Here is a 19,579-nt window from a genome sequence, read left to right on the forward strand (position 1 = left end):
GCGGCCCGGGCGGGGGGCATTCTCCTGCCGCCGTGTGGATCATGCAACTCGTGAGCAGATTTCCCCCCTGCGGCATCGCTGCATCTGGTCGCATCCGGATTTGTGAGTTTTCCTGACCAAAGGGTCGAAGCGGATCTCGGTTCGCATTTGGGCGCAGGCAGTGCGCATGCCGGACGGGTCGGGCTGTTCGGGAACGCGGTGTCTTGTCCGCGGTCCTGTGACATGTTCGGACTGGTCGGGGACGAAAAATGGTCGGATTTGGCAGATTGCTGGTGTTGCTCGCCGTGATGGCGATCTCTGGGTATTGGGTCTTGCGATTGTCGCTGGCGTCGCGCAAACGTGAAGCCCTCGAGGCGGCGTGGAATGAGGGCGCGGGTGATGCCCTGGATTTCGACGCTTATCTAAAGAGCGGAATGGCCGCGTGGGAAAACAGCCTGCCGCAGCGCATGTTGCGTCTGGTGATGCTGCTGCCCTTCGCGATCGTCGGATCACTCGTCTATTTCGCCAACTGAGAGGTGCGCATGGGATACGTCAAATGGATTTTCTGGCTGCTGATCGCGGTGATCTTCGGCAGCTTCCTGCACTATACCCTGCCCCGGCACGAAGTCGTGCGGGTGGTCAACATCTATCAGGAACGGAAGGATCTGAGCGGCTGGACCAGCATCTTCTGGTCGGGGCCGGAGGTGAAGGCCACCAATCAGAGCAGCTATGACGTGCAGTTCATCTCGGCGGTGACGCCCGAGGGCAAGCCGGTCGTTTATCGCAACCAGGATACGGGCTGGGGCTGGCCGCCCTATTTCAAATTCGACACCGCGAACCTGTCGACCCAGGCGGCTGACCTGCAATCGACGGGCGAGGCGCCGAAATGGGGGGTGATGACCTATTACGGCTGGCGCAGCGAGCTGTTCTCGATCTTCCCGAACGCGGTCTCGATCAAGCCGGTGGACGGGCCCGAGGTCTCGATCATTCCGTGGTTCAACATCATCTTCCTGACGCTGCTGACGATGGCGATCCTGACGGTGCGGGCGCTTTGGATCCAGTTCCGCCGCAATGCGATCGACCCGGTGCTGGGTGATGTCGCCGATGCGATCGAGGATGTGACCGACCGCGCCGAATCCGGCGTCGACAAGGCCCGGGGCATGTTCGACGATCTGACCGGGAAGAAGTGACGGCGGCCGGGGGCGCTGCCCCCGGGGCTGCCACGGGCCGCCCGTTCGATGGGGTCCCCTTTGACGGCAAGGGGGCTCGATCCCCTCTCTTCCCGCGGTGTTTCGGGCAAGATGAAAGCAACCGCGTCCGGGCCCGGGCGCGGTTTTTCCGTTCAGATGCCGTAGGGTACCCAGATCGTTTTCATCTGTGTCGCCTGGTCCAGGGTGTCGCGCAGCTCCTGTGCCGCCCAGTCGCGGCCGGTCGGGCACCAGATCGCCTTCAGGCTGGCGGCGCTTTCGCGTTCCACCATCGCGGCGCCCTCGGGCGTGCCCGCATACCAGAGCGCCGCCACATCGTCATGGCCCGCCAGCACCTTCGCCAGATCTTCGCGCGGGCCGCAGATCAGGTTCACCACACCGCCCGGCACGTCCGAGGTCTCCAGCACCTGCGCGAAATCGGCCGCGACAAGCGGCTGCGCCATCGCCGGGATCGCCACCACGCGGTTGCCCGCGGCGATCGCGGGCAGCACCAGCGCAGCGAAGCCCAGCAGCGGTTGGCAGTTGGCACAGGCGATGCCCAGAACGCCCCGGGGCTCGGGCCGGGTCAGGGTCAGCAGCTGCGGCTTCGTCTGGATCACCTCGCCCGTGATCTTGTCGGCCAGCGCGGCGGCGCGGAAGGCCAGCCGGATCGTCTGGCCGACTTCGGCGGGATCATGGCCGCTCCCGGCCAGCCGCGCCTCGAACTCCGCCGCCCGCAGCGACAGGTTCTCGGCAAGGAAATAAAGCACCTGGGCGCGGGCGTGCCCGGTCAGTTTCGACCAGCCTGCCGCCTTGTGCGCGGCCTCGACCGCGTTGCGGATGTCCTTGCGCCCGCCAAGCGGCGCAAGGCCGATCTCGCGTCCCTGATGCGTGACGCGCCAGCTTTGCCCGCCCTCGGGGCGTTTCTGCGCGCCGCCGATGTAAAGCTTCGCGGTGCGGTCGATCGGCTGCGGGGCGGCGGCTTCGGGACAGGGCGCGGCGTTGAAATCCGGGGCGGGGGCCTCGGGCCGCGTGGCGGTGACAGGGGGGCGGAGCTGGGCGCGCAGCCCCTCGCGCCCGCCCTCCCGGCCAAAGCCGCTGTCCCGCCTGCCACCAAAGGGGGCGGCGGCGTCGAAAAGGCTGTGGCTGTTGATCCAGACCGTCCCGGTCGCCAGTTGCGCCGCCACATCCTGCGCCAGCGTGATGCTCTCCGACCAGACCGAGGCGGCCAGTCCATGGCGGCTGGCATTGGCCAGTTCGATCGCCTCGCCGGGCGTGCGGAACGTTGCAAGCGTTGCAAGGGGGCCGAAGATTTCTTCGATCGAACAGGGGTTTGTCGGCTGTGCCAACAGCAGGCCGGGGGCGATGAAACAGCCCTGCGCGGGCAGGGGGGTGGGCGATTGCCGCAGTTGCCCCCCGGCTGCGACGCCGCGGGCGAGCAGGGCCAGACAGCGGTCGCGCCGCGCCGCCGAGACGACGGCGCCAATGTCGGTGCCCTTGTCGAGCGGATCGCCAAGACGCAGCTTCTCCATCCGCGCGGTCAGCTTCGCGGTGAAACGCTCGGCCACCGCTTCGGCGACGAAGATCCGCGCTCCGGCCGAACAGCTCTGGCCCTGACGGGTCCAGGTTGCCGTGACCACGCCCTCGACCGCCGCATCGAGATCGGCATCGGCAAAGACGAGGATGGCGGAGCTGCCCCCCAGCGCCAGGGTCAGTGCCTTGCCCGAGCCCGCCGTGGCGCTGCGCAGGGCGCGGCCGACCTCGGTCGTGCCGGTGAAGGCGATCTTGTCGACCGGGCTTGCCGCAAGGGCGGCGCCGGTCGCGCCGTCGCCGGTGACGATGTTCAAAACCCCCGCGGGCAGGCCGATTTCAAGGCAGATCTCGGCAAGGGCGAGCGCCGAGAGCGGCGTTTCCGCGGCCGGTTTCACCACCACCACATTGCCCGCCGCCAGCGCCGGGGCAACGTGCGCGGCGAGCATCTGCAGCGGGCTGCTGGACGGAAGGATCACCCCGACGACGCCCTGCGGCACCAGACCGGGGAAATCTTCGGCGCAAAGCTCGGCGCGGCCCGCGGCGTGATAGACCTGCCGGATCGTCAGCGGCAGATCGATGTCGCGGACCTCCCGGATTGTATTTCCGGTATCCAGAACTTCCAGAATTCTAAGAAATGCTTCGCGTTTTTGCAGGTTGCGGGCGATGGCATAAAGCCATTTCGCCCTTTCATGCCCCGACAGCGCGGCCCAGCCGGGGGCGGCGGCGCGGGCGGCGGCAACGGCGGCCCCCACGTCGGCCCCGCTTCCCCGTGTCACCTCGGCCAGCGTCTCGCCCGTGGCCGGGTTCAGCGTCGCAAAGACCGTGCCGGGTGCGGTCATCGCCCCGCCGATCAGATGGCCGAAACGGCCGCGCGCCTGCAACCAGCCCGTCACCTCGCCCACCGCCTCGGGGGCCGGGCCATAGTCCATCGTCGTCAGGATCTCTTTCACGGAAGGCATCTTTCCCTCAGGCAAGCGCGTGGCGGTGGCTGGCGGCATAGCGGCCGGTGACATGGGTCTCGAGCTGGCGTTCGATGTCGCCCAGCATCGAGGAGGCGCCCAGACGGAACAGGTCGGGCCGGAGCCAGTCGGTGCCCAGCTCCTCCTTCATCAGGATCTGCCAAGCCAGCGCGTCCTTGGCGGTCTTCATCCCGCCCGCGGGCTTGAAGCCGATCTTCACGCCGGTCCGCGCGCCAAAGTCGCGCAGCGCCCGCGCCATCACCAGCGACACCGGCAGGGTGGCGTTCACCCCCTCCTTGCCGGTCGAGGTCTTGATGAAATCCGCCCCCGCCTGCATCGCCACCATTGCGGCCTTGTAAACGTTCGACAGCGTCTGCAGATCGCCCGTCGCCAGAATCGCCTTCATATGCGCCGTGCCGCAGGCCGCACGCATCGCGGCTATCTCGTCATGAAGCTGCGCCCAGTCGCCCCGCAGCACCAGCGCGCGCGAAATCACGATGTCGATTTCCGCCGCGCCCTCCTCGACGGCATAGCGGATCTCGGCCAGCCGCAGGGGCAGCGGCATCAGCCCGGCCGGAAAGCCCGTCGCCACCGAGGCCACGGGAATATCCGTGCCTTGCAAGGCCCTGACCGCCGCGGCCACCATCGTCGGATAGACGCAGACGGCGCCGGTGGTCAGCCCCTCCAGCCCGAGCCCGGCCAGGATGTGATCTGCGAGCGGTGCCCGCGCCTTGGCGCAAAGCCGCGCCACCCGCGCCTCGGTATCATCGCCCGCAAGCGTCGTCAGATCCATGCAGCGGATCGCATTCACCAGCCAGGCCGCCTGCCATTGCCCCTTCAGCGACCGGCTGGTCCCCAGATGCGCGGCCCGTGCCCCGGCGGCGGGGGTGTTGATGGCGATCTCCTCGAACCAGCTGCGGTCAAGGGGGAAGCCGGGGTTGCGAAGCTGGGGAGCGGTCATGGCGGGCCTGTGGTTGCGTTCTTGCAGGCTAGCGGTTGCGGCCCCCGGCTTCAATCACCCGCAAAGGCGCAGAATTCGGCAGGGATTTACTCTGACGTGCCGAAACTTCGCCAAAACGGCGGGAAATCATTGCGACAAGAGCGGTTTTGCGCATGCTGGCGCCATTTGAGCTGACCATGTTGAGGCAATCATGACGATGCTGGCGTTGCGAATCGAGGAACGTGTGGCGTTTGCCATCGAACGGCTGCTGCGGGCGGACGACTCCTGGCGCAGCCTGGTGCGCGAGATGGTCGAACGCTGGCCCGAGGAGCCGCCTCTGGAACTGGGCTTCACGCTGGTCTCTGCGGCCTCGGCGATCGAAAGCTCTTTTGCGGAAGGCAGCCCCGCGCGCGAGGCGGCGATGCAGGGCTATCGGCTGGCGGCGCTGATCAGCATGGATGTGCATGCGATGCAGCTTCTGGGCATGGCCTGCGACCGGGCCGAGCATCTGCTGGCCTATTGGGATATCGACCCGTTTTTCGCAAGGCTCTGAATGTTCCGAAAAATGAAAAGCCCCGCCGGAGCGGGGCTTTCGGGATCGGGCCCTCAGGCGTTGGCGGCGCGGATCTGGTCGGCGCGGCCCTTGTCATAGGCGATGCCCTTGTCGTCGAAAAGCTTGTCCAGCTCACCCGAGAGCATCATTTCGGTGACGATATCGCAGCCGCCGACGAAATCGCCCTTGACGTAAAGCTGCGGGATCGTCGGCCAGTCGGAATAATCCTTGATGCCCTGACGCACGTCCGGATCGGCGAGCACGTTCACGTCCTTGTAGGTCACGCCAAGGTAGTTCAGCACGCCCGCGACGCGGCTGGAAAATCCGCATTGCGGCATTTCCTTCGTGCCCTTCATGTAAAGGATGACGTCGTTTCCGGCGATATCGGCCTTGATCTGGTCGAGTGCGGTCATGGGAGGGGTCCTTTCTGCGAAACGTGAACCGCGGCTCATTCGGCCTTGGTGGTCAGGGCAAGCGCATGCAGCGGCGCATTCGGCCCGTCCATAGCGCCTTTCAGCGTGGCAAAGACGGCGCGTTGCTGCTGCACCCGGTTCAGCCCCTTGAACGAGGCGTCGATCACCTCGGCCCCCCAGTGGTTGCCGTCCCCGGCAAGGTCGGTGATTGTGATCTTCGCATCGGGAAACCCGGCGCGGATCAGGGCTTCGATGTCACTGGCTTCCATCGGCATGGGCAACTCCTTGTTCTGGGATCAATCTAGGTTGCGGGCGCGGGGGCGGCAAGGGCCAAGCGCCGGGCCGCCGTGCCAAGAGACGCCGTGCGGCGCAGGCCGCTGCGATGGTCGGTTGTCAGGGGGGCGTCAGATGCCGCGGGGCTTCGGGGGCGTCGGCGACGGCCCCCGAAGCGCACCTGGTCAGCCTTCGATGGCGGCAGCGAAGGCGGTGCGGTAAAGCGTGCTGAGATCCGCCAGCGGCGCGGTGTCGGCGCCAAGGGCAACCGTCGTGCCGCCGAAGATGCCGACCCGGTCGAGCGGCACGCCGGCGGCCTTGGCGGCGGCTTCCAGCGCCTCGGCCCCGGCCTCGTCGCAGGCAACCAGATAGCGGGCCTGATCCTCGCCGAACAGCTGGGCGATGTCGTCGCTGTCCAGCTGCACGCCGATCCCGGCGGCCTCGGCCAGCTCAAACGCCGCCAGCGCCAGACCGCCATCGGTCAGATCGGCGGCGGCTTTCAGCACCCGGCCATTGGCGCGGATGAATTCGCCATGCTTGCGCTCATCGGCCAGATCGACCGGCGGCGCGTCGCCCGCTTCGATGCCGAAAGCCTCGGCTGCCAGCGCCGATTGGCCCAGATGGCCATGCGTCACGCCGATCACCAGCGCGATATCGCCCGCTTCCGGCAGCCCGCCGATCAGATCATCCAGCGATTTCAGCAGGCCCACGGCGCCGATCGTCGGCGTCGGCAGGATCCCCGAACCGTCGGTTTCGTTGTAAAGCGAGACGTTGCCCGAGACGATCGGGAAATCAAGCGCCTTGCAGGCTTCGCTGATGCCTTTGATCGCGCCGACGAACTGGCCCATGATCTCGGGCTTTTCCGGGTTGCCGAAGTTCATGTTGTCGGTCGTCGCCAGCGGCAGGGCACCGACGGCGGAAAGATTGCGATAGGCTTCCGCCACCGCCTGTTTGCCGCCCTCGAACGGGTTCGCCTTGACGTAACGCGGCGTCACATCGGAGGTGAAGGCCACGGCCTTGTTGCTGCCATGAATGCGCACCACCCCCGCGCCCAGACCCGGACGGCGCACGGTGTCGCCCATCACCTGGGTGTCATATTGCTCGAAGACCCAGTTTTTCGCGGCATAGTTCGGCGACCCGATCAGCGTTTTCAGCGCGGCAATCGGGGTGATTTCGGGCAGCTGACCCAGCGGTTCGGCGGGCGGCGTTTCCACCCAGGGGCGGTTGTATTCGGGCGCCGCCGAAGAAAGTTTCGACAGCGGCAGATCGGCTTTCACCTCGCCCTTGTGCTCGATCACGAAGCGGTCTTCGGCGATCGTTTCACCGACGATGGCGAAATCGAGATCCCATTTTTCAAAGATCGCCCGCGCCTCGGCCTCTTTCTCGGGCTTGAGCACCATGAGCATGCGTTCCTGGCTTTCGGACAGCATCATCTCATAGGCGGTCATGTTCTTTTCGCGCTGCGGCACGGCATCCAGCACCAGCCGGATGCCCAAGCCCCCCTTGTCGCCCATCTCCACCGCCGAACAGGTCAGGCCCGCGGCGCCCATGTCCTGGATCGAGATCACCGCATCGGTCTGCATCAGCTCCATGCAGGCTTCCATCAGGCATTTCTCGGTGAAGGGGTCGCCGACCTGCACGGTCGGGCGTTTTTCCTCGATCGTGTCGTCGAATTCGGCCGAGGCCATGGTGGCGCCGCCGACGCCGTCACGGCCGGTCTTGGCGCCGAGATAGACGACCGGCATGCCGACGCCCGAGGCGGCGCAGTAAAAGATGTTGTCGGTCTGCGCGAGACCCGCGGCAAAGGCATTCACCAGACAGTTGCCGTTGTAGCTTTTGTGAAAGCGCACTTCGCCGCCGACATTCGGCACGCCAAAGCAGTTGCCGTAAGAGCCCACGCCCTCGACCACGCCCTTGACCAGATGCGGGGTTTTCGGATGACTCGGCACGCCGAAGGACAAGCTGTCCATCGCCGCGATCGGCCGCGCGCCCATGGTGAAAACGTCGCGCAGGATGCCGCCGACGCCCGTCGCCGCGCCCTGATGCGGTTCGATGTAGCTGGGGTGGTTGTGGCTTTCCATCTTGAAGATGATCGCCTGCCCGTCGCCGATGTCGACGACGCCCGCGTTTTCCCCGGGGCCGCAGATCACCTGCGGGCCGGTGGTGTGCAGCGTGCGCAGCCAGACCTTGGACGATTTGTAGGAGCAATGCTCGTTCCACATCGCCGAGAAGATGCCCAGCTCGGTGAAGGTCGGCGCGCGGCCGATGATCTCGAGGATGCGCTCATACTCATCCGGTTTCAGCCCATGGGCGGCAATCAGGTCGGGGGTGATCTGCGGCTCGGTCATCGGCTCCTCCGGCATCGGCTTTGGCTTCCCTTAGAACATCGGCGCCGGTCGGGGAAGGGGCCTGCGTGCTGCGGGGGCGGATTTTGCCGCGGCCGTTGCAGGGCGACAGGGAGAGAAGATGCGCGCGGCGCAAGCGACGGATGCCGGTCGGGCGGGCCGGTTGGAGCGCGGCACTTTATCCGAAGATAAAAAAAGGGCCGAGACAAGCTCGGCCTTAGTCCAACAGGGAGGTAGAAGGTGATGCGCGTTTCCGCAAATCATCGCCTTCGAAGCCTGATTTATGGGCAGAATAAGAATGGTTCAAGGAGAATAATGCTGCGGGTGCAGCATGGCTGCTATGCGTTGCGCGAATGTCTGGGCGCTGCGGCGGCCTCGCCCCCGGGGTCAGTCGAGGGCGGCCTCGCCGGTCTGCGCGCGGCGATAGGCGAGGATCTCTTCCTGCACGAAATCGCGGAAGGCATTGACCCGGCGCGAGGAGCGCAATTCCTCGGGATAGGCGAGAAAGACCGGCACTTCGACCGACTCGACCCCGGGCAGGACGCGTTCAAGATGGGGGAAATCGGCGGTCAGGTAATCGGGCAGCACGCCGACGCCGATATTGTTCAAAACGCCCTGCAGCACGCCGAAGTAGTTGTTCACCATCAGCGTCGAGGGCACGCCCTGCGCCATCACGCTATGGGTCAGCTGCGCGCCCGCCTGCACCTGCGGCGTGGCGGGGTTCTGGCAGATCAGCCGGTGCTTCGCCATGTCCTCGATCCGCTCGGGGCGTCCGGCGCGGGCGATGTAGTCCGGCGCCGCGTAAAGCCGCATCCGGATGTTGATCAGCCGCTTGCGGATCAGATCGGCCTGCGCCGGTTCCTTCATCCGGATCGCCACATCGGCCTCGCGCATCGGCAGATCCAGCACGCGCTCTTCCAGCAAAAGGTCGATCTTCAGCTCGGGATAGCGGTCGTAAAGCTTCACCAGCCGCGGCGCCAGCCACATCGTGCCAAAGCCGACCGTGGTCGTCACCTTCAGCTCGCCAAAGACCTCTTCCTCGCTGTCGCGGATGCGCGCGGCGGCGGCATCGAGCTTTTTCGCCATCGTCGAGGTGGCGTCAAACAGCAATTCGCCCTGTTCGGTCAGGATCAGGCCGCGGGCGTGACGGTGAAAGAGGGTGGTGCCCAGCGATTCTTCCAGCGCCCGGATCTGTCGGCTGACGGCCGATTGCGACAGGTGCAGCGCATCGCCCGCATGGGTCAAAGACCCGGCATCCGCCACCGCGTGGAAGATGCGCAACTTGTCCCAGTCCATGCCCTGCACGACGCCACCTGTTCATACCTGTTCTGCACCGGCTGCATATCTAAATCGCCATCTTTTCACAAATGGCTTTCGGTCAAATTCACTGTTAGCGCGTAAACTTTGTCGTTACAGAGACTTTTGTGCATTTCTGCGGGGCATTCGGCGGTGGCCGCTCGCGCAATAGGCGTTTCTTTTCGCGACCGAGAGGCTTAGAACCGGGAAAAGGGCGTTGAAGACGCAAAGGGCGGAGAAGCAGGCATGGCAGTTGGGGTTTTCGACAGTGGGCTGGGCGGTCTGACGGTCTATGAGGCGGTCTCGAAACGGCTGCCCGAGGTGGCCTTCGTCTATTACGGCGACAATGCCCATGCGCCCTATGGGGTGCGCACCTCCGATGACATCTACAACCTGACCTGCAAGGGCGTTGAACGGCTGTGGGAGGAGGGTTGCGATCTGGTGATTCTCGCCTGCAACACGGCCTCTGCCGCGGCGCTGAAGAAGATGCAGGAGCACTGGATTCCGAAGGACAAGCGGGTGCTGGGCGTCTTCGTGCCCCTGATCGAGGCGCTGACGGAACGGCAATGGGGCGACAATTCCCCGCCGCGCGAAGTGGCGGTGAAACATGTGGCGCTGTTTGCGACGCCTGCCACCGTGGCGAGCCGGGCGTTTCAGCGCGAATTGGCCTATCGCGCGATCGGCGTCGATGTCGAGGCGCAGCCCTGCGGCGGTGTCGTCGATGCGATCGAGGCGGGGGACGAGATTCTGGCCGAGGCGCTGGTGCGCTCGCATGTCGAGGCGCTCAAGCGCCGGATGCCCCATCCCGAGGCGGCGATTTTGGGCTGCACCCATTACCCCTTGATGCAAAAGACCTTTCAGGAGGCTTTGGGGCCGCAGGTCAAGGTCTATTCCCAGGCCAATCTGGTGGCCGAAAGCCTGGCCGACTATCTGACGCGCCGGCCCGAATTCCTTGGGGCGGGCAAGGTGTCGAAATTCATCACCACCGGCGATGCGGCCTCGGTCTCGATGCATGCGACGCAATTCCTGCGCCACCAGATCAAGTTCGAGGCCGCCTGAGGCTCAGTCGAAACGGTTCGGCCCCGGCGTGCCGCGCGCGCACATGAAGACGAACATAGCGATCATGTAGGCGAGGCCCAGCAGCGACATCAGCCCGAAAACGGCAAGGGCGGCGGTTTCAGGCGTGCCGCCCGCGGCTTGCGTCGCGACGCCGAGCAGGCCGATCATCAGACCCGCCGGGATCAGCGCCAGATAGAAGCCGCCGACCCACCAGCCCGAGCGGTCGGTGTCATGCAGCCGTCGCACCGTCACCGAGAGCGAGGGCAGGAAGGTCGCCAGCGAGACAAGCCCGCTGAGCACCGCGCCGTCGCGGCCCATCGCCGCTTCCAGAAAGCCGCCGACGAAGCCCACAAGCATGCAGAACACGAAAAACCACCAGTATTCCGAACGGCTCGCCCGGCCCCGGAAGGTGATGTATTTCTGGAAGCAGACCTTCACCGCCTCGGGGAAGCTGCGCGCGGGCGCGGCGCCCGAAACGCCCGCGCCGTAGGAACCGGCCCCCGGGTAAGCTGCGCCCGGATAGGCTGCGCCCGGATAGCCCGGCCCGCCAAAGACGGCACCCGGTATCGCGGGCGGTCCGGCGGGCGGCGCAACGGGGGCGAGGGGCTGCGGCGCAAAGGCGAAATGCCGGTCTGCGCGCTCCCAATCGGCCATCCCCCCGGACCAGACCAGCGTGTCGGCCTTGATCCGTCCCGCCCGGATCAGATCGCGGATCACAAGTTCATCCACCGGGCCTTCGCTTTTGCCCGCCCATGCGTAATGCCACGCCTTCGCCATTGAAACCCTCGCGCAAACTTTGCTTGCGCGGCACCTTAGCCTGAGGCAGGACGGAGGGACAATTGCGGAGACGAAAATGACCCAGAAAATCGCCATCCTCGGGGCTTCGGGCTATACGGGCGCCGAGCTTGCCCGCATCATCGCGACCCATCCCGACATGGAGATCACGGCGCTGTCGGGCGACCGGAAGGCCGGGATGCAGATGGGCGAGGTGTTTCCGCATCTGCGTCACATGGGGCTGCCCGATCTGGTGAAGATCGAGGAGATCGATTTTTCCAAGGTCGATCTGGCCTTCTGCGCGCTGCCGCATGCGACCAGCCAAGCGGTCATTGCCGAATTGCCGCGGGATCTGAAAGTGGTGGACCTGTCCGCCGATTTCCGTCTGCGCGACGCGGCCGAATATGAAAAATGGTATGGCAAGCCGCATGCGGCGATGGATCTGCAGGCCGAGGCGGTCTATGGCCTGACCGAATTCTACCGCGAAGAGCTGAAAACGGCGCGGCTTTGCGCGGGCACCGGCTGCAATGCCGCGGCGGGGCAATATGCGATCCGCCCGCTGATCGAGGCGGGGGTGATCGACCTTGACGAAATCGTCATCGACCTGAAGGCGGGGGTGTCGGGGGCCGGGCGTTCGCTGAAGGAAAACCTTTTGCATGCGGAGCTGGCGGGCGGCACCATGCCCTATTCGGCGGGCGGCAAGCACCGGCATCTGGGCGAATTCGATCAGGAATTTTCTAAAGTGGCCGGGCGGCCGGTGTGGGTGCAGTTCACGCCGCATCTGATGCCCTTCAACCGCGGCATCCTGGGCACCGTCTATGTCCGCGGCACCCCCGAAGACATCCATGCCGCGCTGGCAAGTCGCTATGAACACGAGGTTTTCCTTGAGGTTCTGCCCTTTGGTCAGCTGGCCTCGACCCGCTCGGTCGCCGGGTCGAATTTCGTCCATCTGGGCGTGATCGGCGACCGGCTGCCGGGCCGCGCCGTCGTCACCGTCGCGCTTGACAACCTCACCAAGGGCTCTTCGGGGCAGGCGATCCAGAACGCCAACCTGATGCTGGGCCTGCCCGAAACCCTGGGGCTGATGCTGGCCCCGGTCTTCCCGTAACGCAGGGGCAGGACGATGAAAAACCTGAAGAAAACGCGGCGGATCCAGATTCTTCTGGTGGCGGCCGGGTCGCTGATGCTCTCGACCGCGCTGATCGGCTATGGTATGCGCGACGGCATCAACTTCTTCCGCGCGCCCAGCCAGATCATCGCCGAACCGCCCGCCGCGGGTGAGGTGTTCCGTCTGGGCGGTCTGGTCGAGGAAGGCACGCTCAAGCGCGGGCAGGGCGAGGCGATCACCTTCAAGGTTACTGATGGCGGCGCTTCGGTGCCGGTCACCTTCACCGGCGTGCTGCCCGACCTCTTTGGCGAGGGCAAGGGGATGGTCGGCACCGGCGAGATGGTCGATGGCACCTTTGTCGCCCGCGAAATCCTGGCCAAGCATGATGAAAACTACATGCCCAAGGAAGTGACCGAGGCGCTGAAGGAACAGGGCGTCTATCGCGATCCGGCCCAGCCCGAGGGCTGAGCGCGCCCGCTTGCGCCGTCGTTAACCTGATTTCGCGAGGCTTTCCCCGGCAACCAAGGGGAGAGCCATGAAATCGGTGACTGATATTGCCCGCGAAATCGTCGCCCGCGAGGGTGGCTATGTGAACGACCCTTCCGATCCCGGGGGGGCGACGAACTACGGGGTGACGCTGGGCACGCTGCAGCGGCTTGGCCTTGATCTGAACCGCGACGGGGGGGTGAGCACGCGCGATCTGCGGCTCATCTCCCCCGATCAGGCGGCCGAAATCTATGTCAGCCAATATTTCAGGGCGCCGAAGCTGGATCAGCTGCCCGCGGAACTGCAGCCCTCGGTCTTCGACATGCAGGTGAATGCGGGGGCGAATGCGATCCGCATCCTGCAGGAGTTGTTGGGCCGGATGGGCCATCCGGTCGCCGTCGATGGCGTGCTGGGGCCGCAGACGATCGCGGCGGCGCAGGCCGCCGCGGCGCGGGAGCCGCAGCTTTTCGTCGATGCCTACGGGATCGCGCGGCGGAATTACTACTACGATCTGGCCGACCGACGTCCCGCGAGCCGCAAATATGCGACGACGCGGGCGGGCACCAAGGGCGGCTGGATCCTGCGCGCCGAGGAATTCATCTCGCCCCGCTTTCATCTGAGCGCGGCGCAGCATCAGGCAAGGGTGGCGACATGGGGCTGATCGGGACGATTCTGGGCGCGCCCGCGGCGACGGGGGCGATCGGGACCGCGGTGACCGCGGTGGCCGAGGTCTTCACGCCGCATGCGACGAAGAAGATGGAGGCCGAAGCGGCGGCCTGGCAGGCGGCGCTTGCCCAACACGGGGCCGAGTTTCAATATGCCCGACAGGGGCTGTTCGACCGTTTTGTCAACGGGTTGAACCGGTTGCCGCGGCCGATGCTGGCCTTGGGCACGCTCGGTCTTTTCGTCTATGCGATGATCGATCCCACCGGGTTCGAGACGCGGATGGTCGCGCTGGCTGCGGTGCCAGAGCCGCTCTGGTGGCTGCTGGGCGCCATCGTCGGGTTCTATTTCGGCGCGCGGGAATTTCATTACAGCCGTGCCCGGATGGTCCCCGCCCCGGCGCTGCCCGGCCCCGCCGGGGACAATCCGGCGCTGAGCGAATACCTGTCGAAAGGCGCCGCCGGGGCCGCGCCCGCGGCATGATCGGCGCATCCGGGCGGAGGTGCAAAAGGGGCTGTCTGCCCCCTCTTCGGGCTTTGCCCGAATTCACCCCCGAGGATATTTCAACCAAGGTGAAAATGGCAGGGCTTTCATCTTGCCAAAAATATCCCGGGGGAGCCCCGAAGGGGCGGGGGCGGAGCCCCCCTTACTCCCGCCGACCGGCGAAGCGCTTCGCCCAGTCTTCGCGCTCCTCGTCGGTGATCTTGCGGAACAGGTTCTCCGGCACGGCGAAGGCATGGCCCGCGGGCAGAACCGTCAGCGCGGCATCCAGATCCTCGGGCCAGGACCAGTCGTCGCAGTTCAGCGCCGTCATGATCGCCTGTGCCGCATCCGGGATGAAGGGACGCGAGAGCACGGCGTAAAGGCGGATCAGATGCAGCGCGAAGGCGATGATGCCGCGCGCGGCGGCCTCGTCGGTCTTCACCACGCTCCAGGGCGCGGCGGCCTGCAGATATTCGTTGCCCAGCACCCAGAGCCCGCGCAGTTCCTCGGCGGCGCGGCGGACGTGGATCTCGTCCATCGCCTTTTCGTAAGCCGCCAGACCCTCGCGGAATTGCGCCATCAGCGCGGTTTCCCGCTCGGTCAGCACCACCGTCGCCGGAATCTCGGTGCCGAATTTCGAATTGCAGAACTTCGTCACCCGGCTGACGAGGTTGCCCAGCACATCCGCCAAGTCCTTGTTCACCGAGGCCTGGAAATTCTCCCAGGTGAATTCGGCATCGGCACTTTCGGGCGCATGGCTGAGCAGCCACCAGCGCCAGTAATCCGAGGGCAGGATGCCAAGCGCCTGATCCATGAACACGCCGCGGCCGCGCGAGGTGGAGAACTGGCCGCCGTCATAGTTCAGATAGTTGAAGGACTTGATGTAATCGACCAGTTTCCACGGCTCGGCCGAGCCAAGGATGGTCGAGGGGAAACTGAGGGTGTGGAACGGCACGTTGTCCTTGCCCATGAACTGGGTATAGGTCACGTCACCCGCGCCCTGATCGAGCCGCCACCAGCGCGCCCAGTCGCCGCCGGTCTTGTCGGCCCATTCCTGCGTGCCCGCGATATATTCGATCGGCGCGTCGAACCAGACATAGAAGACCTTGCCCTCCATGCCCGCCCAAGGCGCCCCTTCGAATTGCGCCGGAACGCCCCAGCTCAGATCGCGGGTGATGCCGCGGTCCTGCAGGCCCTCGCCATCGAACAGCCATTTCTTCGCGATCGAGGTCGAGAGCACCGGCCAGTCGGTCTTGCTGTCGATCCAGGCGGCCAGCTTGTCCTTCATCGCCGACTGGCGCAGGAACAGATGCTTCGTCTCGCGCATCTCCAGATCGGTCGAACCCGAGATCACCGAGCGCGGGTTGATCAGATCGACCGGGTCAAGCTGCTTGGTGCAATTGTCGCATTGATCGCCGCGGGCGCTTTCGAAGCCGCAATTCGGGCAGGTGCCTTCGATGTAGCGGTCGGGCAGGAAGCGGCCGTCGGTCACCGAATACATCTGTTTTTCGGTGACTTCGCGGATCAGCCCCTGATCGGCCAGCGCCTTGGCAAAATGCTGGGTCAGGGCGCGGTTCTGCGGGCTGGAGGAGCGGCCGAAATGATCGAAGCTCAGCCGGAAGCCGCCCGCGATCGCCGCCTGCACCTCATGCATTTCCGCGCAATACTCGGCCACGGGCTTGCCCGCCTTGGCCGCCGCCAGTTCCGCGGGCGTGCCGTGTTCGTCGGTCGCACAGATGAACATCACCTCGTGGCCGCGTCCGCGCAAATAGCGCGCGTAAAGATCGGCTGGCAGCTGGCTGCCCACAAGGTTGCCCAAGTGCTTGATGCCGTTGATATAGGGAATCGCCGAGGTGATGAGATGACGCGCCATGACCCTTGCCCGCTTGCCGCAACTGCAGCCCTTTAGCGTGGCAGGCCGTCGCTGGCCAGAGGGTTTCGCCCTTTTGATCGCGCGGCCTGCGACAGTCCGTCTTATCGAAAGACACAATCTCGTGCTTGCGGAACTGAACGAAGCAGTGCACATCTTGGGCGTGTGGCGGTCCCTCCCCGTCAGCATGCAGCGGACTCCAGAATGGACTATTCCTGGCCCAGCCGCGGGGCGCCGGAAGATGGCGTCGTCGCGATCGATGCGCAGGGACGCATCGATTATCTGAACGCTGCGGCTGCGGCGATGTTCGGCTATGGTGCGGAGGCGCTGCTGGGGCAGCTGCTGGAGGTGCTGATCCCTGAACCGCAGGCCGCTGTCCATGCGCGATTGCGTCGCGCCTTTGCCGCGGGCAAGGTGCCGCTGGCGATCGGGCGGATGCGCGCGGTGCGCGGACGGCGCCGCGACGGCAGCGAGATTGCGCTGCATGTCATGCTGAAACGCGATGCTGACAGCGGGCGGGTCTTCGCCTTCCTGCATCCGCTCGAGCGGCCGGGGCGCGGCGGGGGCGCGGGCCGCGAGGCGGGCCAGGATCCGCTGACCGGCCTGCCGGACCGGCGGGCGCTGCGCAGTGATCTGGATGCGGTGCTGACCCGGTCCGATCCGCCGCAGCCTCAGGTCTGCCTGCTGTTCGTCGAGATCGACCCTTTTGCCGGCAACCGGGCCGCCGTCGATCCCGCCCATCACGAGGCGCTGATACGGGCCTGCGCCGACCGGCTTTAAGGGCTCGAAACCGAGACCGTGCGGCTTTATCGCTCAGGCGAGGACGGGTTCGTGTTCCTGATGGTGCAGGAGGCGGGGGCGGCGATCCCCGGGCCGCAGCTGACGCGGGTGATGGCGGCGCTGCGGGCGCCGTTCGGGATCGGCGGTCAGCCGCTGCATCTGGAATTCGGCATCGGCCATGCCTGCGCGCCCGAGCATGGCGCCCATGCGGGCGAGCTGATCGCCAATGCGGCGCTGGCGCTGGCGGCGTCGAAGGCGGCGTTCAACCGCCCCACCGGCTATGACGAAAGCCTGCGCAACCGCGTCGAGCACCGGCACCGGCTGTTGCGCGATCTGCGGGCCGCGGTGGAGCGGCGCGAATTCGAGCTGTTCTACCAGCCGCAGGTCGATCTGGCGAGCGGGCAGATCGTGGCGCTGGAGGCGTTGTTGCGCTGGCGACACCCGGAATGGGGGCTGCTTCTGCCCGGTGCCTTCATGGAGGTGCTGAGCGCCTCAGAGCTGTCGCTGGCGGTGGGGGATTGGGTTCTGCGCGAGGCCTGTACCCAGGTGGCGATCTGGAACCGGCGTCGCAAGACGCCGCTGACGGTGGCGGTGAACGTCTTTCCGCGGCAATTCGACCGCGACATCCTGCCCGCGGCCGTCGCCCGCGCCCTGGCTGAAAGCGGCCTGCCGCCGCGGCTGCTCGACATCGAGATCACCGAAAACATCGTGATCGACCCCGCCGCGCAAAGCACCGAAGTGTTCGAGGCGCTGACCGCGACCGGGGTCGCGCTGGTGCTGGACGATTTCGGCACCGGCTATGCCTCGCTCACCTGTCTGGCCCGGCATCCGGTGCAGAAACTCAAGATCGACAAGAGCTTCGTGGCCGGGATCGACACCGGCCCCGGGTATCGCGCGATTCTGAAATCGCTGCAGGCGCTGGCCGGGACGCTGGGGCTTGGCACCGTGGTCGAGGGGGTGGAAACCGAGGAAACCGCGGCGCTGATGCGCGACTTCGGCTTCGAGGTCGGGCAGGGCTTTTTATGGAGCCGTCCGCTGGAGCGCGAAGACTGCGCCCGCGCGCTGGGGCTGATCGAACAGGGTGTCTCTGCCGATTGCTGATTATTTATTGATTGGCCGATCAAAAACGACTTCTTGAGAGGCAAAAGCGACAATCTTCTTGATGTTTGCCCGCCGCTGCAACAACGTGCGGGCGAAAGTGATTCGATCCACAGAGGTTCGGGGGGAAAGTCTCGGGATGCACACGGAAGCGATTGCCCGCAGCTACAAGCGCTGGGCGCCGATTTATGACAGAACCTTTGGCAAGATCACCCATGCCGGGCGTCATCATGCCGTGCGCCAGGTGAATGCCGCGGGCGGCGCCGTTCTGGAGGTGGGCATCGGCACCGGGCTGGCGCTGGATCTTTACGAGCCCTCCAAGGTCGCGGTGACCGGCATCGACCTGTCGCCCGACATGCTGGCCAAGGCGCAGGCCCGGGCCGAGGCGCAGGGGCTGCGCAATGTCGCCGGGCTGCATATCATGGATGCGCGCGAACTGGCCTTCGAGGACGAGAGCTTCGATCACGTCGTCGCGCTGCATATCATGTCGGTGGTGCCCGAGCCGCGCCGGGTGATGGCGGAAATGGCGCGGGTCTGCCGTGTCGGTGGGACGGTGCTGATCACCAACCATTTCGCCCGCCAAAAGGGCGGCTGGGGTGTCGCCGCGAAACTGGCGGCGCCGATGGCCGATGCGCTGGGCTGGCATTCCGATTTCGACCGCGCCGAGGTGATGTCCGAACCGCGGCTGAAACTGGTCGAGGAAACCCGCCTGCCGCCCTTCGGCCTGATGACCTATCTGCGCTTCCGCCGCGTCGCCTAAGCGCCGATCCTGCGCTCAGGGCAGGGCCAGGATTACATGGCTCGACTTGATCAGGGCCGTCGTCTCCGCGCCGGGATGCAGCTCCAGCATCTCGGCGCTGTCGCGGGTGATCGTCGCGGTGATCGTCTTGCCGCCGCCCAGATCCAGCGTCACCTCGCTTGACAGGGGGGCGTCGATCCGCTCGATCACCCGGCCCTGCAGCCGGTTGCGCACCGACAGCCGGTTCGGCACGCCCGCCCCCGCCAGCAGGACGAAATTCGATTTCACCAGCGCCAGCACCTCCGATCCCGGCGCCAGCCGCATCTCGGCCGCCGAGCGCGCGGTGATCACCGCCGTCAGATCCTGCCCCTCGCCCAGCCGCATCCGCACCTGCGCCGCCACGTCATCGGCCGCCACCGCCCAGACCTTGCAGGTCCAGGCATTGCGCGCCGAGGTCCGCAAGGACAGCCCCCGCAGCACCTCGGCCGGATCAAGGCTCAGGCTTTTCTCGAAACTGGCCAGAAGCCTGGCCACGCCCTCTTCGATCGCGCCATAGGCCGCGATCAGCTTTTCGCCGGCAGGCGTCAGCGCCGCGCCGCCCCCCGCCTTGCCGCCCGGCGCCGCGGTGACGACCGGCGCCGACAGCAGGTTGTTCATCGCCTGAACCCCGTCCCAGGCCGCCTTGTAGGACAGCCCGACCTCGCGCGCTGCCGCCGAAATCGAGCCGGTGCGCCCGATCGCCGCCAGCAGCGCCACCCGTTCCGCCCCCATCCGCGCGCCCGTCCGTTCCAGCACCAGCGCCCCGCGCATTCCGTCCGTCATCGCCGTCTCCTGCTCCGCTGCCGCCATTGTGGCGCAAACCGCCCCCGGGGGCCACTGCCGCAAGCGTGCCGCCGACTCATCGTGGCGTGCCGAAACCGGCCATCCGTTCATCAGGCGCCCAATTTGCGGGCAATGTTCCGAAGGCAGCTCATTTCAGCATCACTTGGCACGGGATATGAAGGCGCGGGTGATAACGACGCAGCGTGCGAAGGGCCTTGC

19 protein-coding genes and 1 pseudogene are annotated in these 19,579 nt (G+C 66.1%); 11 read left to right on the top strand and 9 right to left on the bottom strand.

What is annotated here, in order from left to right:
• The first annotated feature begins 248 nt into the window (after positions 1 to 248).
• Together AC4PTB_RS03065 and AC4PTB_RS03070 are read left to right on the top strand one after the other, a co-directional pair.
• Entirely contained in the window at positions 249 to 512 is a 264-nt protein-coding gene (locus AC4PTB_RS03065) for a hypothetical protein (RefSeq protein ID WP_492191632.1), read from the top strand.
• Positions 513 to 521: 9 nt separating this feature from the next.
• Entirely contained in the window at positions 522 to 1,169 is a 648-nt protein-coding gene (locus AC4PTB_RS03070) for a DUF1523 family protein (protein ID WP_492191633.1), read from the top strand.
• A gap of 152 nt (positions 1,170 to 1,321) precedes the next feature.
• On the opposite strand, the gene AC4PTB_RS03075 is transcribed toward AC4PTB_RS03070, so the two are convergent.
• Entirely contained in the window at positions 1,322 to 3,658 is a 2,337-nt protein-coding gene (locus AC4PTB_RS03075; protein WP_492191634.1) for an aldehyde dehydrogenase family protein, read from the bottom strand.
• Between the two features lie 7 nt (positions 3,659 to 3,665).
• Positions 3,666 to 4,619, bottom strand: a complete 954-nt coding sequence (deoC, locus tag AC4PTB_RS03080; RefSeq protein WP_492191635.1) for a deoxyribose-phosphate aldolase — start codon at positions 4,617 to 4,619, stop codon at positions 3,666 to 3,668.
• Positions 4,620 to 4,809: 190 nt separating this feature from the next.
• Between deoC and AC4PTB_RS03085 the strand changes: the two genes are divergently transcribed.
• Positions 4,810 to 5,151 (top strand): hypothetical protein, encoded by a 342-nt coding sequence (locus tag AC4PTB_RS03085; protein WP_492191636.1) that lies wholly within the window; start codon positions 4,810 to 4,812, stop codon positions 5,149 to 5,151.
• A 53-nt stretch (positions 5,152 to 5,204) separates the two neighbouring features.
• Here the strand turns inward: AC4PTB_RS03085 and grxD are convergent, their stop codons facing one another.
• From grxD to AC4PTB_RS03105, 4 genes are all read right to left on the bottom strand, one after another.
• A complete protein-coding gene (gene grxD / locus AC4PTB_RS03090) occupies positions 5,205 to 5,564 on the bottom strand; it encodes a Grx4 family monothiol glutaredoxin (protein ID WP_492191637.1) in 360 nt (119 codons plus the stop codon).
• Positions 5,565 to 5,599: 35 nt separating this feature from the next.
• Positions 5,600 to 5,839, bottom strand: coding sequence for a BolA/IbaG family iron-sulfur metabolism protein (locus tag AC4PTB_RS03095; RefSeq protein ID WP_013066292.1), 240 nt, complete (start codon positions 5,837 to 5,839; stop codon positions 5,600 to 5,602).
• Between the two features lie 183 nt (positions 5,840 to 6,022).
• Positions 6,023 to 8,185, bottom strand: coding sequence for a phosphoribosylformylglycinamidine synthase subunit PurL (gene purL, locus AC4PTB_RS03100; RefSeq protein ID WP_492191638.1), 2,163 nt, complete (start codon positions 8,183 to 8,185; stop codon positions 6,023 to 6,025).
• Positions 8,186 to 8,569: 384 nt separating this feature from the next.
• Positions 8,570 to 9,478 carry a LysR family transcriptional regulator gene (locus AC4PTB_RS03105; RefSeq protein ID WP_492191639.1) on the bottom strand — a complete coding sequence of 303 codons (909 nt, stop codon included), beginning with the start codon at positions 9,476 to 9,478 and terminating at the stop codon, positions 8,570 to 8,572.
• 246 nt (positions 9,479 to 9,724) lie between these two features.
• Here AC4PTB_RS03105 and AC4PTB_RS03110 point away from each other — a divergent pair, with 246 nt between their 5' ends.
• On the top strand, positions 9,725 to 10,537 hold the full coding sequence (locus AC4PTB_RS03110) for a glutamate racemase (RefSeq protein ID WP_492191640.1): 813 nt from the start codon (positions 9,725 to 9,727) through the stop codon (positions 10,535 to 10,537).
• A 3-nt stretch (positions 10,538 to 10,540) separates the two neighbouring features.
• Here AC4PTB_RS03110 and AC4PTB_RS03115 read toward each other — a convergent pair whose 3' ends face one another.
• On the bottom strand, positions 10,541 to 11,314 hold the full coding sequence (locus AC4PTB_RS03115; RefSeq protein WP_492191641.1) for a DUF805 domain-containing protein: 774 nt from the start codon (positions 11,312 to 11,314) through the stop codon (positions 10,541 to 10,543).
• Between the two features lie 76 nt (positions 11,315 to 11,390).
• On the opposite strand from AC4PTB_RS03115, the gene argC reads away from it, so the two are divergent.
• From argC to AC4PTB_RS03135, 4 genes are all read left to right on the top strand, one after another.
• Complete coding sequence (argC, locus tag AC4PTB_RS03120; protein ID WP_492191642.1) at positions 11,391 to 12,419, top strand: N-acetyl-gamma-glutamyl-phosphate reductase; 1,029 nt, start codon at positions 11,391 to 11,393, stop codon at positions 12,417 to 12,419.
• 15 nt (positions 12,420 to 12,434) lie between these two features.
• Positions 12,435 to 12,887, top strand: coding sequence for a cytochrome c maturation protein CcmE (gene ccmE / locus AC4PTB_RS03125; RefSeq protein ID WP_492191643.1), 453 nt, complete (start codon positions 12,435 to 12,437; stop codon positions 12,885 to 12,887).
• Positions 12,888 to 12,954: 67 nt separating this feature from the next.
• Positions 12,955 to 13,566, top strand: coding sequence for a holin-associated N-acetylmuramidase (locus AC4PTB_RS03130; protein WP_492191644.1), 612 nt, complete (start codon positions 12,955 to 12,957; stop codon positions 13,564 to 13,566).
• Positions 13,557 to 14,051 carry a holin family protein gene (locus AC4PTB_RS03135; RefSeq protein ID WP_492191645.1) on the top strand — a complete coding sequence of 165 codons (495 nt, stop codon included), beginning with the start codon at positions 13,557 to 13,559 and terminating at the stop codon, positions 14,049 to 14,051. Before AC4PTB_RS03130 ends, AC4PTB_RS03135 begins: the two co-directional genes overlap by 10 nt.
• Before the next feature lie 163 nt (positions 14,052 to 14,214).
• On the opposite strand, the gene metG is transcribed toward AC4PTB_RS03135, so the two are convergent.
• Complete coding sequence (gene metG / locus AC4PTB_RS03140; RefSeq protein WP_492191646.1) at positions 14,215 to 15,924, bottom strand: methionine--tRNA ligase; 1,710 nt, start codon at positions 15,922 to 15,924, stop codon at positions 14,215 to 14,217.
• A 201-nt stretch (positions 15,925 to 16,125) separates the two neighbouring features.
• On the opposite strand from metG, the gene AC4PTB_RS03145 reads away from it, so the two are divergent.
• The 3 genes from AC4PTB_RS03145 (at position 16,126) to AC4PTB_RS03155 (ending at position 18,559) form a co-directional block, all read left to right on the top strand.
• On the top strand, positions 16,126 to 16,701 hold the full coding sequence (locus tag AC4PTB_RS03145) for a PAS domain-containing protein (protein WP_492191647.1): 576 nt from the start codon (positions 16,126 to 16,128) through the stop codon (positions 16,699 to 16,701).
• An 18-nt stretch (positions 16,702 to 16,719) separates the two neighbouring features.
• Positions 16,720 to 17,802: a putative bifunctional diguanylate cyclase/phosphodiesterase gene (locus AC4PTB_RS03150; protein ID WP_492191648.1), complete on the top strand. Its 1,083-nt coding sequence runs from the start codon at positions 16,720 to 16,722 to the stop codon at positions 17,800 to 17,802.
• 136 nt (positions 17,803 to 17,938) lie between these two features.
• Positions 17,939 to 18,559 (top strand): class I SAM-dependent methyltransferase, encoded by a 621-nt coding sequence (locus AC4PTB_RS03155; RefSeq protein ID WP_492191649.1) that lies wholly within the window; start codon positions 17,939 to 17,941, stop codon positions 18,557 to 18,559.
• Positions 18,560 to 18,574: 15 nt separating this feature from the next.
• Here the strand turns inward: AC4PTB_RS03155 and mopB are convergent.
• Positions 18,575 to 19,397 (bottom strand): annotated as a pseudogene (mopB, locus tag AC4PTB_RS03160) (molybdenum-pterin-binding protein MopB).
• Positions 19,398 to 19,579: the final 182 nt, after the last annotated feature.

It is taken from the genome of Rhodobacter sp. 4.3.4, assembly GCF_058724655.1.